This window comes from Rhodobacter ferrooxidans, from assembly GCF_000176015.1.
GTDB classification, from domain to species: Bacteria; Pseudomonadota; Alphaproteobacteria; order Rhodobacterales; family Rhodobacteraceae; genus Pseudorhodobacter_B; species Pseudorhodobacter_B ferrooxidans.
In genome coordinates, this window is sequence record NZ_ACYY01000004.1 from 132,033 (window position 1) to 148,194 (window position 16,162).

General features: G+C 66.9%; 13 protein-coding genes and 1 pseudogene. 10 read left to right on the forward strand and 4 right to left on the reverse strand.

What is annotated here, in order from left to right; all coding sequences use genetic code 11:
* The first annotated feature begins 204 nt into the window (after positions 1-204).
* From RSW2DRAFT_RS04570 to idi, 8 genes are all read left to right on the forward strand, one after another.
* Positions 205-936: a cobalamin-dependent protein gene (locus RSW2DRAFT_RS04570; protein ID WP_156790629.1), complete on the forward strand. Its 732-nt coding sequence runs from the start codon at positions 205-207 to the stop codon at positions 934-936.
* A 70-nt stretch (positions 937-1,006) separates the two neighbouring features.
* Entirely contained in the window at positions 1,007-2,401 is a 1,395-nt protein-coding gene (gene ppsR / locus RSW2DRAFT_RS04575; RefSeq protein WP_040671598.1) for a transcriptional regulator PpsR, read from the forward strand.
* Positions 2,402-2,541: 140 nt separating this feature from the next.
* Positions 2,542-4,299 carry a magnesium-protoporphyrin IX monomethyl ester anaerobic oxidative cyclase gene (gene bchE / locus RSW2DRAFT_RS04580; RefSeq protein ID WP_008028520.1) on the forward strand — a complete coding sequence of 586 codons (1,758 nt, stop codon included), beginning with the start codon at positions 2,542-2,544 and terminating at the stop codon, positions 4,297-4,299.
* Between the two features lie 8 nt (positions 4,300-4,307).
* Positions 4,308-4,922 (forward strand): bacteriochlorophyll 4-vinyl reductase, encoded by a 615-nt coding sequence (gene bchJ / locus RSW2DRAFT_RS04585; protein WP_008028523.1) that lies wholly within the window; start codon positions 4,308-4,310, stop codon positions 4,920-4,922.
* 89 nt (positions 4,923-5,011) lie between these two features.
* Positions 5,012-5,917 (forward strand): chlorophyll synthase ChlG, encoded by a 906-nt coding sequence (chlG, locus tag RSW2DRAFT_RS04590; RefSeq protein WP_008028525.1) that lies wholly within the window; start codon positions 5,012-5,014, stop codon positions 5,915-5,917.
* A complete protein-coding gene (locus RSW2DRAFT_RS04595) occupies positions 5,914-7,200 on the forward strand; it encodes a BCD family MFS transporter (protein ID WP_040671599.1) in 1,287 nt (428 codons plus the stop codon). Before chlG ends, RSW2DRAFT_RS04595 begins: the two co-directional genes overlap by 4 nt.
* A gap of 2 nt (positions 7,201-7,202) precedes the next feature.
* Positions 7,203-8,402: a geranylgeranyl diphosphate reductase gene (locus RSW2DRAFT_RS04600; RefSeq protein ID WP_008028529.1), complete on the forward strand. Its 1,200-nt coding sequence runs from the start codon at positions 7,203-7,205 to the stop codon at positions 8,400-8,402.
* Complete coding sequence (idi, locus tag RSW2DRAFT_RS04605; protein WP_008028531.1) at positions 8,399-8,935, forward strand: isopentenyl-diphosphate Delta-isomerase; 537 nt, start codon at positions 8,399-8,401, stop codon at positions 8,933-8,935. Before RSW2DRAFT_RS04600 ends, idi begins: the two co-directional genes overlap by 4 nt.
* A gap of 66 nt (positions 8,936-9,001) precedes the next feature.
* On the opposite strand, the gene bchO is transcribed toward idi, so the two are convergent.
* The 4 genes and pseudogenes from bchO to crtA form a co-directional block, all read right to left on the reverse strand.
* A complete protein-coding gene (gene bchO, locus RSW2DRAFT_RS04610; protein ID WP_008028534.1) occupies positions 9,002-9,856 on the reverse strand; it encodes an alpha/beta fold hydrolase BchO in 855 nt (284 codons plus the stop codon).
* A 15-nt stretch (positions 9,857-9,871) separates the two neighbouring features.
* A pseudogene (locus RSW2DRAFT_RS04615) lies at positions 9,872-11,552 on the reverse strand (magnesium chelatase subunit D).
* 23 nt (positions 11,553-11,575) lie between these two features.
* Entirely contained in the window at positions 11,576-12,580 is a 1,005-nt protein-coding gene (gene bchI, locus RSW2DRAFT_RS04620; RefSeq protein WP_008028540.1) for a magnesium chelatase ATPase subunit I, read from the reverse strand.
* The gene (crtA, locus tag RSW2DRAFT_RS04625) at positions 12,577-13,329 is read right to left on the reverse strand and encodes a spheroidene monooxygenase (RefSeq protein ID WP_008028542.1); all 753 of its coding nucleotides are present in this window, start codon (positions 13,327-13,329) and stop codon (positions 12,577-12,579) included. The genes bchI and crtA overlap by 4 nt, the downstream gene beginning before the upstream one ends.
* 130 nt (positions 13,330-13,459) lie before the next feature.
* Here crtA and RSW2DRAFT_RS04630 point away from each other — a divergent pair, with 130 nt between their 5' ends.
* Both RSW2DRAFT_RS04630 and crtB read left to right on the forward strand, forming a co-directional pair.
* Positions 13,460-15,061, forward strand: coding sequence for a phytoene desaturase (locus RSW2DRAFT_RS04630; RefSeq protein ID WP_008028544.1), 1,602 nt, complete (start codon positions 13,460-13,462; stop codon positions 15,059-15,061).
* Positions 15,058-16,134 (forward strand): 15-cis-phytoene synthase, encoded by a 1,077-nt coding sequence (crtB, locus tag RSW2DRAFT_RS04635; protein WP_008028547.1) that lies wholly within the window; start codon positions 15,058-15,060, stop codon positions 16,132-16,134. Before RSW2DRAFT_RS04630 ends, crtB begins: the two co-directional genes overlap by 4 nt.
* Positions 16,135-16,162 lie beyond the last annotated feature (28 nt).

Here is a 16,162-nt window from a genome sequence, read left to right on the forward strand (position 1 = left end):
ATCGGTTGCATAGTTCGAGTAAGCCAAGTGTCAATTTCTTTTGACAATTTTTTATCTGGTGGAGGAAAGTTTTGCCTGTAGGGGGCGCAATCGGGTCCGAAGGTCTGCGGGCCGATGCCAAACACCCTCTGTCTTGGGGTTTCCATCATGCATGACCGCAGCAGTCCGCAGGTCACACGTCGCGGGGGCGACGGGGATGGGGACGTGGTAAGTTTCTCGGCGCAGATCATGTCGATGCTGGCCGCCCGCAGTGCGCAGGGTTGTCCTGTGCGCGAGGCCTTCGTGCGGTTGCTGGTGCAGGCGGCGGTGGCCGACAGCGATGCGGTGATGGCGGATCTGCTGAAGGATCTGCGGCGGCAGCGGGTGTCGGTAGTGGCGCTGGCTGACCAGTATATCCCGACGGCGGCGCGCTGCATGGGGCTGGCCTGGCTGGACGACCAGCTGAGCTGGGCCGATGTCAGCCTGGGCTCGGCGCGGCTGCAGGCGGTGTTGCGCGAGGTGGGCGCGGGCTGGAGCGCCGATCTGGCGGACCTGCCGCATCGCGGCTCGGTGCTGTTGGTGGTGCCCGCGCAGGAACAGCACACGCTGGGCGCGCTGGTTCTGGTTGGCCAGTTGCGCCGTCTTGGGGTTTCAGTCTGCCTGCGCATCGCACCGAACCGGGCGGACCTGCGGCAGGTGTTGCAGGCCGGACGGTTCGACGGGGTGCTGATCTCGGTGGCCTGCCGCGAGACGCTGGAGGCCACGGCGGCCCTGGTTGCGACCATCCGCGGTCTTGGCCACGGCACGGCGCCGGTGATCCTTGGCGGCGCCATTGTCGGGCGGCCGGGTATTGATGTGCCGTGCCTGGGGGCGGATGCCGTCACCAGCGACCTGTTCGCGGCGTTGCAGGTCTGTGGCCTGCTGTCAGACGCCAGAAGCGCGCGCAAGCGTGCATAAATCGCCGCTGTTCCCGGTCAGGGAGATCGGCAAAGGAAGTAGCCTTCGCGTGACAGTCGTATCGACACCCTTGCTGATCGGACCATCGACCTCGCCGGTTTCGCCCGAGATGCTGTCCGATATCATCGCGACGGCGTCGGACATTGCCATGTCGATCGACCCGTCCGGCAGGGTGCTGGCGGTGCAGGTCAATCCGCACAACCGCAGCTTCGGCGAGTTGCAGCATTGGGTCGGCAAGCCGGTCAACGAGGTGCTGACCGACGAAAGCCGCGCCAAGCTGGCCACAAGGCTGGAGCAGTTGCGCGCGGCTCCGGGTGGGCCGTCGCTGGCGGTCGAGGTCAATCACGTCGATGAGCAGGTCTGGGAATTCCCGGTGCGCTACACGCTGCACGTGCTGCCGTCGGGTGCGGTGCTGATGCTGGGGCGCGACCTGCGGCAGATCGCGGAAATGCAGCAACGGCTGGTCAACGCCCAGATGGCGCTGGAGCGTGACTACGAATCGCAGCGCGAGATGGACACGCGGTATCGCGTGCTGATGGAGGTGACGCGCGATGCCGTCGTGGTGGTATCGGTCGGCACCGGGCGGATCGTCGATCTGAACACCGCGGGGGCGCATCTTCTGGGCGGCACCAAGCCCGAACTGATGGGCGCCGCGATTGCGCAGGAGTTCGAGGGCCGCAGGCGCGGCGAGTTTCTGGAAAGCCTGACCAATCTGGCGGTATCCGATACCGCGGCGCCGATCGACCTGCTGGCCCGCCGCTCGCAAAGCCGGTTGCTGGTGACGCCGACGGTGTTCCGTGCTGCGGGCGAGCGGTTGCTGCTGTGCCGGCTGGAAAGTGCCGCCAAGGTGGTGGCCGTGCAGGACGGTCTCAGCGAAGACATGGCCCGGCTGTTCCACGAGGGCATCGACGGCATCGTGATGACCGACCGCGACGGCATGATCACCAATGCCAACGAGGCTTTCCTGAACCTGACCGATTCGTCCGATCTGGCCGAGGTGCGCGGCCGCCCGTTTGCCGAATTTCTGGTGCGCGGTGGCGTCGATCAGAAGGTTTTGTTTGACAGCGCCCGCCGTTCCGGGCGGATGCGACTTTATGCCACCAAGCTGATCACCGCTTTTGCCGGTGAAATTGCTGCCGAAATTTCGGCCACCTGGCTGAACGACCGGCCCAACCCCAGCATGGTTCTGGTGATCCGCGACGCCAGCCGCACCGACAGCCTGCGCCGTCCGGGCGGGGCCGGGGTGGATGATGGCATGACCAGCGTGATGGACCTGGTGGGGTCTTCGACGCTGAAGGATATCGTGGCGGAAACCACTGATGTGGTTGAGAAACTTTGCATCGAGACTGCGGTGCAGCTGACCCGCAACAACCGCGTCGCTGCCGCCGAGATGCTGGGCCTGTCGCGGCAATCGCTATACGTCAAGCTGCGCAAGTTCGGGCTGGTCGGCCGCGACGGCGACTGATCCGCCGCGCCATCAGGCCGGAAACCGCCGCCCCGCCTCCGGGGCATTTGATGAATTTCCAGTGTCGCTTTGATGTATGTCAAGTCAGGCTTACACACGATATGTCAATCAGTATGGACAGTCTCGGAGAGGGTTTCCCCATGCGCATCGTCTTTGTTCATCCCAACTATCACTCTGGCGGTGCCGAGATTGCCGGCAACTGGCCGCCGGCCTGGGTGGCCTATCTGGCGGGTTCGCTGCGCAAGGCCGGGTTCGAGGACATCGTCTTCCTCGACGCGATGACCAATTTCATGGACCATGACACCCTGCGCGCCAAGCTGATCGAGCTGAAGCCCGATATCGTCGGCACCACGGCGATCACTCCGGCGATCTACGAAGCCGAAGAGGTGCTGCGCATAGCCTCCGAGGCGTGCCCGGATGCCGTGCGGGTGCTGGGTGGTATTCATGCCACCTTCATGTATCGCCAGGTGCTTTCCGAATCGCCGACGGTGGATGTGATCGTGCGCGGCGAAGGCGAAGAGATCATGGTGGCGCTGGCGAATGCGGTCGATGAGGGCCGCTGGCCCGCCGACCGCGCCAATATCCGCGGTCTTGCCTACCGCGAAGGCACCGAGATCGTTGCCACCCCCGCCGCCCCCACCATCAAGGATCTGGACGGCATCGACCCCGACTGGACGATTCTGGAGTGGAGCAAATACATCTACACGCCGCTGGGCGTGCGGGTGGCCATTCCCAACATGGCCCGCGGCTGCCCGTTCACCTGCTCGTTCTGCAGCCAGTGGAAATTCTGGCGCGACTACCGGGTGCGCGACCCCAAGAAGGTGGTGGACGAGATCGAGCGGCTGGTCAACGACCATGGCGTTGGCTTCTTCATCCTGGCGGACGAGGAACCCACGATAAACCGCAAGAAATTCATCGAATTCTGTCAGGAACTGATCGACCGCGGTCTGCCCGACAAGGTGAAATGGGGCATCAACACCCGCGTGACCGACATCTATCGCGACCGCGAATTGCTGACCTTCTACCGCCGCGCCGGCCTTGTGCACATCAGCCTTGGTACCGAAGCCGCGGCGCAGTTGAAGCTTGACCTTTTCAACAAGGAAACCACCGTCGCCGAGAACAAGGAGGCGATCCGCCTGCTGCGCGAGGCCGACATCTTTACCGAGGCGCAGTTCATCGTGGGCCTCGACAACGAGACCAAGGAAACCCTGGAAGAAACCTTCCAGATGGTCTGGGACTGGCAGCCCGATCTGGCGAACTGGGCGATGTACACGCCCTGGCCGTTCACGCCGCTGTTCCAGGAATTGCGCGATCAGGTCGAGGTGTTCGACTTCTCGAAATACAACTTCGTGACGCCGATCATGAAGCCCAAGGCGCTGACTCGCGGCGAGTTGCTGGACGGCGTGATGAAGAACTACCGCCGCTTCTACATCCGCAAGGCGCTGTTCTACTATCCGTGGCGCGGCACCGGCTTCCGGCGGCGGTATCTGCTGGGCTGCCTGAAGGCCTTCCTGAAGGCGGGCGTCGGGCGCACCTTCTATGATCTGGGCAAGGCCGGCTATTGGGGTCCGCAGACCAAGGGCAAGGTCGATTTCCACTTCGACGACACCCGCAAGATTGCCGAAGCGCAGATGGCCGACTGGGAAGCCAGCGCCGACAAGGCCCGCAAGGCCGCCGAACGCCGCGAGGCGCTGCGGGCGCAGGGCAAGGAACGTGCCGCCGAACGGGCCGGTATTCCCGATCTGGGGGTGATGTCCTGCGGTGGCAGCGGCCACCACCACCACGACGACGAGCAGGTGCCTGATTTCGACGACGTGCCGGATGCCGCCGCGACCGCAGCCGCCCTGGCCAAGGCCTGCGGTGGTGGCAAGGAACAGATGCAGGAACCGGCGGAATAGGGTCAGGCATGGCGCAGGCCTCGGTTCAGGAGATTGATCTGGGGCATCGCATCGGCCCCAATGCCGTCCTGCAACTGCATGACGTGCTGGATCGCGAGGAGGGCGAGCCGACAAGGCGCGCCCTTTTCGCCGTGGCCGACCTTGTGCCGCCACCGCGCGACGCGGGCATGTTGCCCGAGGTCGATGTGGCGCGGCTGCACCACGCCTTGCGGCTGTATCTGCCCGACCGCGCCGAACGTCTGTCCCGCCTCGCGGGGCTGGCGGTTGGCGACTATATCCTGGCCCATCGCATCCCGCGCCCGGCGCAGCGGCTGATCCGGGCGCTGCCTGCGCCGCTGGGGGCGCGGCTGCTGGTCAATGCCATCACCAAACATGCCTGGACTTTTGTCGGTTCCGGCATATTTCGCGTGCTGGGGCATCGGCCCCCGACCTTCGAGATCATCGACAACCCGCTGGTGGCCGAAGATCACGCCAGCACCCCGCAATGCCACTGGCACGCCGCGGTGTTCGAGCGGCTGTTCTCCAGCCTGGTCTGGCCGGATGTGACGGTGGAAGAAGTGTCCTGCCGCGCGACCGGCGATCCGTCGTGCATCTTCGTGCTGAACCCCAAGGGCCGCAAGTAGGCCACCCCGCGCGACGACCCGCCCCCCGCGCGCTTTGCGCGACGACTTGAACTCTTGTCCGACTCTGCAATGTGGTGTCTATTTTGCCAATGACTGTCAGCCCGAATTTACACCCCCGCACTCTGCCGCAGCCCCGCGCCTTGCTGGAGCTGATCAAACCCATCACCTGGTTTCCACCGATGTGGGCCTATCTGTGCGGCGTGGTCTCGGCGGGAACGCCGATCCTGCCGCAATGGCCGCTGGTGCTGCTGGGCGTGGTGCTGGCAGGCCCGGTGGTCTGCGGCATGAGCCAGGCGGCGAATGACTGGTGCGACCGCCATGTCGATGCGGTGAACGAGCCTTACCGGCCGATCCCCTCGGGGCGGATACCGGGGCGCTGGGGGCTTTATGTGGCGCTGATCATGTCGGCGCTGGCGCTGGCGATGGGCTGGCCGCTGGGGCCCTGGGGCTTTGGTGCGACCGTTGTGGGCGTGCTGGCGGCCTGGGCCTATTCTGCCGAACCCGTCCGGCTGAAACGCTCGGGCTGGTGGGGGCCGGGGCTGGTGGGGCTGTGCTACGAAGGCCTGCCGTGGTTCACCGGGGCTGCCGTGCTGGCCGCAGGCGCGCCGCGCTTTGAGGTGGTGATGGTGGCCGGCCTTTACGCCTTTGGCGCGCATGGCATCATGACCCTGAACGATTTCAAGGCATTGGAGGGCGACCGCCAGCATGGGGTGCGCTCGCTTCCCGTGGTGCTGGGGCCGGAAGTGGCCGCCAAGATCGCCTGCACGGTGATGGCGATGGCGCAGCTTCTGGTGATAGCGCTGCTGATCATCTGGGGCAAACCCTGGCACGCGGGGGCGGTGACGCTGTTGTTGGCCGGGCAGGTGGCCGCCATGCGGGTGCTGCTGCGCGACCCCAAGGGCAAGGCGCCGTGGTATAACAACACCGGCATCGTGATGTATGTCACCGGCATGATGATATCGGCCTTCGCGTTGCGCGGGCTGGGGGTCATGTGATGCTGTCCTGGCTGTCGATCGTCCGCCTTGGGCTGGTGCAGATGTGCCTGGGCGCGATCGTGGTCCTGATGACATCGACGCTGAACCGGCTGATGGTGGTGGAACTGGCTTTGCCCGCAGTGTTGCCGGGGCTGCTGGTGGCACTGCATTACGCGATCCAGATCACGCGGCCGAACTGGGGCTACCTGTCCGACACCGGCGGCAGCCGCACCCGGTTCATCATCGGCGGCATGGCGGTGCTGGCAGCGGGCGGCTTTGGTGCGGCACTGGGGGTCACGGTGATCCCCGGCAACTTTGCCGCCGGGCTGGCGCTTTCCATCGCGGCCTATACGCTGATCGGCATCGGCGTCGGCGCCTCGGGCACTTCGCTCTTGGCGCTGCTGGCCTCGGCCACCGAACCGCGCAGGCGGGCGGCGGCGGCCACCATCACCTGGCTGATGATGATCTTCGGCATTGCCGTCACCGCCAGCACAGTGGGGCGGTTTCTTGACCCCTACAGCCCGACGCGGCTGCTGGAGGTGGTGGGCATCGTCACCGTTGGCGCGGTGGTGCTGACCTCGCTGGCCATCGCCGGGATCGAGGCGCGCTGCCACAAGGTCCCGATGGTCGAGGAACGCATCCCCTTCATGGAAGGCCTGCGCGATGTCTGGGCCGAACCCAAGGCGCGCGCTTTTACCATCTTCATCTTTCTGTCGATGACCGCCTATTTCATGCAGGAACTGATTCTGGAGCCCTATGCCGGGTTGGTGTTCGGCATGACCCCCGGCCAGACCACCGCACTTTCCGGCGCGCAGAACGGCGGCGTGTTCGTGGGGATGCTGACCGTGGGCATCGCGGCCACCGGCCTGCGCTTCGGCTCGCTGCGGGCCTGGGTGATGGCGGGGTGCATCGGCTCGTCGCTGTCGCTGCTGATGGTGGCGGCACTGGGGCAGGTGGGGGCAGCGCTGCTGACGCCTGCGGTGGTGGCGCTGGGGTTTTTCAACGGCATGTTTGCCGTGTCGGCCATCGGCGCGATGATGGCGCTGGCAGGTCAGGGCCGCGAGGCGCGTGAGGGCACGCGGATGGGACTTTGGGGCGCCAGTCAGGCGATTGCTGCCGGGTTCGGCGGTCTGGCAGGGGCCGCGGTGGTGGATGTGTTGCGGCTGCTGCTGCCCGCCCCCGCCGCGTTTGGATCGGTTTTCGTGGCCGAGGCCGCGTTGTTTGTTGCCGCGACGGTGATGGCGGCGCGGATCATCGAGGGGACAACACACGCCCCCTCGGCGGCATTGATAGCAGGGGAATGAGCATGGCCTATGATGTTTTCGTGATTGGCGGCGGGCCGTCGGGATCAACCGCCGCCGAGGATATCGCCCGCGCCGGCCGCAAGGTGGCGCTGCTGGACCGGGATGGCCGGATCAAGCCCTGCGGCGGTGCCATCCCGCCCCGGCTGATCGCCGATTTCAACATTCCTGACAGCCAGATTGTCGCCAAGATCACCACCGCGCGGATGATCTCGCCCACCGGCCGGGCCGTCGATATCCCGATCGAGAATGGCTATGTCGGCATGGTCGATCGTGACAAATACGACGAATTCCTGCGCAACCGCGCCGCCGAGGCCGGGGCCGAGCGGCTGACCGGCACCTTCCTGCGGATCGAGCGGGATGCCGAGGGCACCCACGTGGTCTGGCGCGACAAGGCCTCGGGCGAGGAGCAGCGCAGCGCCACCAAACTGGTGATCGGCGCCGATGGGGCCCGTTCCGGCGTGGCGCGGGCCGAGGTGCCGGGCGGCGACAAGATCCCCTATGTGATCGCCTATCACGAGATCATCGTGGCCCCCGAGGCCTCGAACAGCTACGACCCGACCCGCTGCGACGTGATCTATGACGGCCGCATCTCGCCCGACTTCTACGGCTGGGTGTTCCCGCATGGCAAGCATGCCAGCATCGGCATGGGCACTGGCGTCGATGGGGTGGACCTGAAGAAAGCCACCGCCGATCTGCGCGAATCCTCGGGCCTGACCGATTGCGAGACGGTGCGCCGCGAGGGGGCGCCGATCCCGCTGCATCCGATGGACCGCTGGGACAATGGCCGCGACGTGGTGCTGGCGGGCGATGCCGCCGGTGTGGTGGCGCCTTCGTCGGGCGAGGGGATCTTCTACGCCATGGTCGGCGGGCGGGTGGCGGCGACGGCGTGCCTGGCCTGTCTTGCCTCGGGCAAGGCCGCCGATCTGGCCTTGGCGCGCAAGGCCTTCATGAAAGAGCATGGCACGGTGTTCAAGGTGCTGCGCTCGATGCAGGATGCCTATTACAAATCCGACGAGCGGCGCGAACGCTTTGTCAGCCTGTGCCATGATGTCGATGTGCAGACCCTGACCTTTGAAGCCTACATGAACAAGAAGCTGGTCAGCGCCCGGCCGATGGCGCATCTGAAGATCGGGCTGAAGAACATGGCGCATCTGTTGCGGCTGGTCTCGCCGGTCTGGACCGGGGTGAAGGCGCGGCCATGAACGATCTGATACCCGCCTGGGTCAACGGCACGCTGACCCCGGTGGACAAGCTGGAGGTGCACCGGAAGGGTCTGCGGCATCAGGCGATCTCGGTCTTCGTGATGGCGGGGCGGCAGGTGCTGATCCAGCAGCGGGCGCTTTCGAAATACCACACGCCGGGGCTGTGGGCCAACACCTGCTGCACCCATCCGCATTGGGGCGAGGATGCCGCCACCTGCGCCACCCGCCGCTTGCGCGAGGAGTTGGGGATCACCGGGCTGGCGGAAGTGCCTGCGGGCCAAGTGGAATACCGCGCCGAGGTGGGCAACGGCATGACCGAGCACGAGGTGGTGCAGGTGTTCCGCATGCAGGCCACGCTGGACCTGCCGCTGGCGCTCAACCCCGCGGAAGTGGCCGCGACCCGCTGGGTGGATTTGCAGCAGCTTGCCGCCGAGACCCGGGCTGTGCCCGAGAAGTTCACGCCCTGGCTGCGGATCTATCTGGCCGAGCATATGGAGCTGATCTTCGGCGGCGATGCGCGGGAAGCGGTTTGAAATACCGGGAGTGCGGCGGCGTTGGTGCGCTCCGCGCAGGGATATTTGAGCGAAGATGAAAGCTGATCAGGCCGGGTGGCGGGCGAGGAAGCTCAGGATCAGGCCTGCGACGGCTTTCGGCACTTCTTCATGCACCAGATGGCCGTGGCCGGGGATTTCGACATATTCCGCGTTGGGCATCCGCGCGGCCCAGTTGCGCGAGGTGGCGCAGGGCACGGCGCCATCCTGATCGGCGGCGATCAGCAAGAGTGGGATCGTCATCGCCGGTAGCCGCGCCAGCAGCCCGTCCAGCTTCCATTGCGACATCATCGCCAGCGTCGCATCGACATGGCCGGGGTTGGAGACCAGCCGCTGATACAGCGCCTTGCCCTCGGTATCCAGCGGCGAGCCGGTGTAGGCTAGCAGCGAATTCACCTTGGCGGGCGTGCCCGAGATGCGGGCAAAGATCTGCGGCACGAAGGGGGCCAGCGTCAGGGCGCGGGCCAGCAGCGGGAACAGCCAGCCCGCCACGCCGTCGAAATTGCTGAGTGCGGCGTTGATGCCGATCACCGCGCGGGGTTTGTGCGGCAAAAGCTCGGTCAGCCGCAGCGCGATGGCCGCCCCCGCCGAATGGCCGATGATTGCGTCGGGTTGCCAGCCCTCGTGGGCGCAGAGGTGCAGAAGATCGGTGGACATGCCATCCAACCCCAGACGGCTGCGGGCCCCGGAGCGGGAATAGCCCTGCCCCGGCAGGTCCATCGCGACCACCCGGAAATGCTGGGCCAGCAGCGGCATCAACTGCCGCCAGCTATGGGTCGAGCCACCGGCACCGTGGATCAGCAGCAGCAGCGGGCCGGTGCCCATCTCCTGCACATGCCAGAGATGCGGCTTGCAGACCACAAAGCGCGAGGCGTCGCGGTGCGGCCAGTCGGCGGGGATCATGGAGGGGGCCAAGGCTCAGGCCCCCAGCGCGCCAGCCAGCGCCGCCGACAGCCTGCGCGAATCGGCCCGCGGCAGGGCAAGGTAGGGTGCGTTCATCTGGGCGGCCAGCACCCGCAACTCGGCCTGTGGGCGCGTGGCGGTGTCGATCACCAGCCCCGGCACGCCGGTCGCGGCCAGCACCCGGGCCATCTGCGCCGCCTCGGCCATGGCGGTGGGGCGGTTGGCGGTGCCATCCAGTGCGATGTTGGCGCGGCCATCGGTCAGCAGCGCCACCGTGGGCGTCATGCCGCGCGAACGGGCCAGCCGTGCCACCTCCAGCGCCAGCCGCAGGCCTGCCGCCAAAGGCGTGCCACCGCCACCCGGCAGCCCGGCCAACCGGCGTTTGGTCTGCACCAGCGATCGGGTGGGCGGCAGCAGCAGTTCGGCGGTGGTGCCGCGAAACGCCACCAGCGCCACGTGATCGCGCCGCGCATAGGCCTGCGCCAGCAACAGTTCCACAGCCCCCTTGGCCTCGGCCAACCGCGCCAGCGCCGCCGAGCCCGAGGCATCGACGGTGAAAATCAGCACCCGGTCCGAGCTTTCCTGAAACCGCCGCAGCCGGATATCGTCGGGGCGCACCAGCAGGCGACCGGCGGCATCGGGTTGCAGCTTGCGGCGCACGCCTTGCCAGGGGGCGGCGTTGCGCAGGGTGGCCACCGGGTCGATGCGCGACTGGCCGTCCGGCTCGCCGGGGCGCGAGGGCAGCGGGCGGCCGCGGCGGTTGCCCTTGCGGGCGGCACCGGTGCCGGCACTGCCAGCGGCGACGCGGGCGGCGCGACCGGCGGCGAGTTTGGCCAGCAGGTCGGCGGGCAGGGCGGCGCGCACGGCGTCCAGCAAAATCTCCTCGGGCAGCATCATCTGCTCGGGGTCGGGCGCGTTGGCCTCGCCTTCGTCATCCGGGGGGCGGCGGTGGCGGCGGGGTGTCATCTTCGGGCGGCGGCTGATCATATTCCGCTTCCGGCAGGGCGCGGTGGGCATAGATCAGGTCGGCGGCCAGCCGCAGGTCGGGTTCCGCCACGGTATCCACAGCCCGCCAGGCCGCCGAGGCTCGTGCCGCTGCCACCGCCAGCAAGGGTGCGCGCAGGCTGGCGATGCCCAGACGCGCGGCGAGCCGGGTCAGGGTTTCCAGCGCCTCGGGCGGGGTGGTGATATAGTCCAGCCGCTCGCGCGCGGCGGCCAGTTTGGTATCGTCGAGAGCAAGGTCCGTCGCTTCGGACCAGGCGATATCCGACAGATCGACGAACAGCCCCAGCCGGTCGGTCAGCGGATGCGGCGGGGTTTCGTCGGCCTCGGCGCCCTCGTCGAGCGCAATGACGCAAGAGCCGCGGGTGTCCAGCCATTGCCCCAGCCGCACCGCCAGCCCCGGCGGGCAGCGTTCGGCCATTGCCAGCACCACCGCCGCGCGGGCGTCGAGGATTCCGCGCGCCCGCACCGCATGGCCGGATGCCAGCGTGGCCGCCAGATCGACGCCGCCATACAACGCATCGTCGGCCACGCCCGGATGCATCCGGCGCAGCGGCAAGGGCAGGTGGGTGAAGGCCGCCGTCAGCCGGTCGCGCACCGGACCCGAGCGCGCCCGCAGCCACAAGCCGCGCAGACCGGCGGGGTCAATCGCCAGCAGCGTCAGCGCGGCCTTGGCCCGCGCCCATGGGGCCATCTGGCCCTCGGATGCCGGATCGGTCAGGGCAATACCTCGGTCAGGGTGCGGGCGACGCGCACGGTGGAGCCGGCCTCGTCCAAGGGGTCGCGGCGCAGACGGTGGCGCAGCGCCGAAGGGGCGACGGCGCGCAGATGGGCGCGGGTCACTTCCGCAGCACCTTCAAAGGCGGCGATGGCACGGGCGGCGCGCAGCAGCGTCAACTCGCCGCGCAGACCGTCAGACCCCAAGGCGATGCACAGCGCGGCGCAGTCGTGCAGCACGGCTTCGGTGGTGACCAGCTTCGGCAACGCCTCGCGCGCGGCCAGAATCGCCTTGCGCAGATCGGTATCCTTGCGGCGCCACTTCTTCATGAAGTTTTCGTTGTCATTCTCGAACGCATCGCGGCGGCGGATCACTTCGACCCGCGTTTCCACGTCGCGCGGCGAGGTCACCTCGACCGACAGACCGAAGCGGTCCAGCAGCTGCGGCCGCAACTCGCCTTCTTCGGGGTTGCCGGAACCGACCAGCACGAAGCGGGCGGCGTGGCGGATGGAAAGCCCCTCGCGTTCCACCACGTTCTCGCCCGATTGCGCCACGTCCAGCAGCAGGTCAACGATATGGTCCTCCAGCAGGTTGACCTCGTCGATATACAGATAGCCGCGGTTGGCGCGCGCCAGCAGCCCCGGCTCGAAGGCCTTTTCGCCGCGGGTCAGGGCGCGCTCGATATCCAGCGCCCCCACCACCCGGTCTTCGGTCACGCCCAGCGGCAGGTCGATCACCGGCGTGGCGCGCGTGACCATCTTGGTCGAGCGCACATGCGCCCATTCCGGGCAATCCTCGGGCTTGGCCGAGTTTACCGGGCAGCCTTCGACCGCCGTAATCTCTGGCAGCAGGGCGGCCAGCGCCCGCACTGCCGTTGATTTGCCGGTGCCCCGGTCGCCGAACACCAACACGCCACCGATCCCGGGATCGATGGCGGTCAGCACCATGGCCTGTTTCATCTCGGCTTGGCCGACGATGGCAGAAAACGGAAAGGGTTGCGTCATGCAGCGTCCATCTCAGTGGTTTGGTCTGGCTCGGCCACCGGCTCGGGGATCTGATTGAGCTTGGCCAATGGATCGACACCGTTCCACGACCCGACGGCGCCTGCAATACGAAAACGGGCGTAAAGGTCCTCCGAGAACCAGCCTTCGTCGTAAACCGCCTTGATCGCCTTGCCGTGCGCCCCGTTGCCACGGGCGAAAGCCGCCATGGTTTCGGTATCGGGCCAGATCGAGAAGGTGGCCTGATGCAGCACCGGAATCTCGCCGATGCCGATCTTGAACACGATGTTCGGGTCGGTGCCGATCACCGCCGAGATATCCGGCACCCGGCCCCAGAACCGTGCGGCCATATGCGGGCGCAGGCTGGCGCGGGTCAGCACGGCCAGCGCGCCTTCGGGCATCACGCCATCAGGCTGGAAGGGCTCTTTGCCCGACCATTTGCCGCGCGAGTTGATCGGGTTCAGGAAGATCGTCCAGGTTTCCGAGGCGTGCTTGGTCCAGTCCTTGTAGACCGGGGCGTTTTCGATGTCGCGGCGCGCGGTTTCCTCGTCGGGCCAGGTCGCCAGAATCGCCCAGACGGTGAAGTTGGGCTGCGGCGTGAAGCCCTCGCCCATGCCCGAGCCGCAAATCTTCCAGAAGCCGACCTGTTTCATGCCCATCAGGGCCATGCGGGCCAGTGCCATCTGGCCTGCCAGCCAGAACCGGGAACCGGGTTTGTCAAAGCGGAATAGGCTGAGTGTGACTGTCTGCATGGCTTTCTCCAATGCGTGAAGTGACGGCCTTTCATACGCCTTTCCGCCGTGCAGCGAAAGCATGACGGGGCTGATTCTGCTGCGGCACGTTGGATGTTGTAAATCCAACTAGACAGTATATCGTGCCGCCATGTTGACACCTGATGCCTTGCGCCCCGCGAAAACCGCCCCCGAAACCCCGAAAGACCAGACAGGCGCCAAGGCGATTGTCGTGGGTGCGGGCTTGGGCGGGCTGGCGGCTGCGATGCGGCTGGGGGCCAAGGGTTACAGCGTTACGGTGATTGATCGGCTGGACCTGCCGGGCGGGCGCGGCTCGTCGATTTCGCAGGGCGGCCACCGCTTCGATCTGGGGCCGACCATCGTGACGGTGCCGCATCTGCTGCGCGAATTGTGGGCGTTCTGCGGCCGCGATTTCGACGCCGATGTCGATCTGCGCCCGGTCGATCCGTTCTACAAGATCACCTGGCCCGATGGCTCTACCTACACCGCCCGCCAAGGCACCGAGGCGATGCGGGCCGAGGTGTCGCGGCTGTCGCCCGGCGATCTGGCGGGTTACGACAAGTTTCTGCAAGACAGCGAGGCGCGCTACTGGTTCGGCTTTGAAAACCTCGGCCGGCGGCCGATGCACCAGTTGTGGGAGCTGATCAAGGTCTTGCCGCGCTTCGCGCTGTTCCGCGCCGACCGCTCGACCTATGCCCATGCCTCCAGCCGGTTGAAGGATGAACGCCTGCGGTTCGCGTTGTCGTTCCATCCGCTGTTCATCGGCGGCGACCCGTTCCATGTGACCTCGATGTATAACCTGGTCAGCCATCTGGAGAAAGAGTTCGGCGTGCATTACGCCATGGGCGGGGTGCAGGCGATTGCCAAGGCGATGGCGAAGGTGATCGAGGATCAGGGCGGCACCCTGATGCTGGGCACCGAGGTCGATGAGGTGGTGGTGGCCAATGGCCGCGCTGCCGGGGTGCGGCTGCTGGAGGGCGAAGTGTTGCCCGCCGATGTGGTGGTTTCAAACGCCGACGCGGGCCACACCTATGACCGGCTGCTGCGCAACCAGCCGCGCAAGCGCTGGACCACCAACAAGCTGAAGCGCACCCGCTGGTCGATGAGCCTGTTCGTCTGGTATTTCGGCACCAAGGGCACGGCCGGCATGTGGCCGGATGCAGGCCACCACACCATCGTCTGCGGCCCGCGCTACAAGGGCCTTCTGAACGACATCTTCATGACCGGCAAGCTGGCCGACGACATGAGCCTTTATGTCCACCGCCCCTCGGTGATCGACCCCAGCGTCGCACCTGCGGGCGATGACACCTTCTATGCTTTGTCGCCGGTGCCGCATCTGGGGCATGACAATGGCGTCGATTGGCAGGTCGAGGCCGAGAAGTATCGGCTGAAGGTGCAGAAGATGCTGGAAGAGCGGATGATGCCGGGCCTTGGTGATCGGATCAGCGAAAGCCTGGTGTTCACGCCGGAAGATTTCCGCGACCGCTACCTGTCGCCGCTGGGATCGGGCTTCTCGATCGAGCCGCGGATCCTGCAATCGGCCTGGTTCCGGCCGCATAACGTGTCCGAAGAACTGCCGGGGCTGTATCTGGTCGGCGCGGGCACCCATCCGGGCGCCGGGCTGCCCAGCGTTGTGACCAGCGCCGAGGTGCTGGGCAAGCTGGTGCCGGATGCACCGGGCGGCGGGCGCCGGAGCGCTGCACCGATGGAAAGAAAGCTGGCCGCAGAATGACCGCCACCATGAACTTTGCCCCGTCCATCCCGGTGTCCGCCGCCGCCGACATGGACTATTGCCGCGAGGCGATCCGCACCGGATCACGCTCGTTCCACATGGCGTCGAAACTGCTGCCCGCGAAGGTGCGCGACCCGGCGCTGGCGCTCTATGCCTTCTGCCGGATTGCCGATGATGCAGTGGACGAAGGCGATGACAAGGCCCATGCCGTGCTGTCGCTGCGCGACCGGTTGGACATGGTGTATCAGGGCAGCCCGCGCAACGCCTGCGCCGACCGCGCCTTTGCCCGGATCATCGAGGAATTCGACATGCCGCGCGCCTTGCCCGAGGCGCTGCTGGAGGGCTTGGCCTGGGACGCGGTGGGGCGGCGTTACGATACCTTCTCCGGCATCATGGACTATTCGGCGCGGGTGGCCGCGGCGGTGGGCGCGATGATGTGCGTGCTGATGCGGGTGCGCGATGCCGATGCTTTGGCGCGGGCCTGCGATCTGGGGCTGGCGATGCAGCTTTCCAACATCGCCCGTGACGTGGGCGAGGATGCCCGGGCGGGCCGGATCTATCTGCCGCTGGACTGGCTGCGCGACGAAGGCATTGATCTGGAAGCGTTTCTGGCCGATCCCAAGCCCACACCGGAAGTGTGCGGGCTGGTGAAACGGCTGCTGGACGAGGCGACGCGGCTCTATGGCCGGTCTGCCGCCGGGGTTTCCCTGTTGCCGCTGGCCTGCCGGCCCGGCATCCATGCGGCACGGCTGATCTATTGCGGCATCGGCGGCGCTGTGGCCCGCAACGGCCATGATTCGGTGAGCGTGCGCGCCCACACCGGTGCCGGGCAGAAGATCGGCTGGCTGGGCCGGGCGCTGCTGGATACCGGGTTGCACCTGATGCGGCCGCTGCCCGCGACGCTGCACGCCGCCCCGGCGCCCGAGGTGGCATTTCTGGTCGCCGCCGCCGCCCAGCCGCGCGGCAGTTTCCGCCGTAGTTCTGCCGTTCTGTCGGTGCTGGCGCAGCTTGAGGCGAAGGATCGCGCGCTGACGACGGCGCGGCTTCAGGGATTGGCCTTTCCCCGCGGTTAGGGTAGGTGTCGCGCAGCAACCTGGAGGT

Bases quoted from the DNA above. Each gene is read 5' to 3' on its own strand.
- bchE (WP_008028520.1), top strand. From the start codon at position 2,542: ATGCGCATCGTCTTTGTTCATCCCAACTATCACTCTGGCGGTGCCGAG.
- bchJ (WP_008028523.1), top strand. From the start codon at position 4,308: ATGGCGCAGGCCTCGGTTCAGGAGATTGATCTGGGGCATCGCATCGGC.
- chlG (WP_008028525.1), top strand. From the start codon at position 5,012: ATGACTGTCAGCCCGAATTTACACCCCCGCACTCTGCCGCAGCCCCGC.
- RSW2DRAFT_RS04600 (WP_008028529.1), top strand. From the start codon at position 7,203: ATGGCCTATGATGTTTTCGTGATTGGCGGCGGGCCGTCGGGATCAACC.
- idi (WP_008028531.1), top strand. From the start codon at position 8,399: ATGAACGATCTGATACCCGCCTGGGTCAACGGCACGCTGACCCCGGTG.
- bchO (WP_008028534.1), bottom strand. From the start codon at position 9,856: ATGATCCCCGCCGACTGGCCGCACCGCGACGCCTCGCGCTTTGTGGTC.
- bchI (WP_008028540.1), bottom strand. From the start codon at position 12,580: ATGACGCAACCCTTTCCGTTTTCTGCCATCGTCGGCCAAGCCGAGATG.
- crtA (WP_008028542.1), bottom strand. From the start codon at position 13,329: ATGCAGACAGTCACACTCAGCCTATTCCGCTTTGACAAACCCGGTTCC.
- RSW2DRAFT_RS04630 (WP_008028544.1), top strand. From the start codon at position 13,460: ATGTTGACACCTGATGCCTTGCGCCCCGCGAAAACCGCCCCCGAAACC.
- crtB (WP_008028547.1), top strand. From the start codon at position 15,058: ATGACCGCCACCATGAACTTTGCCCCGTCCATCCCGGTGTCCGCCGCC.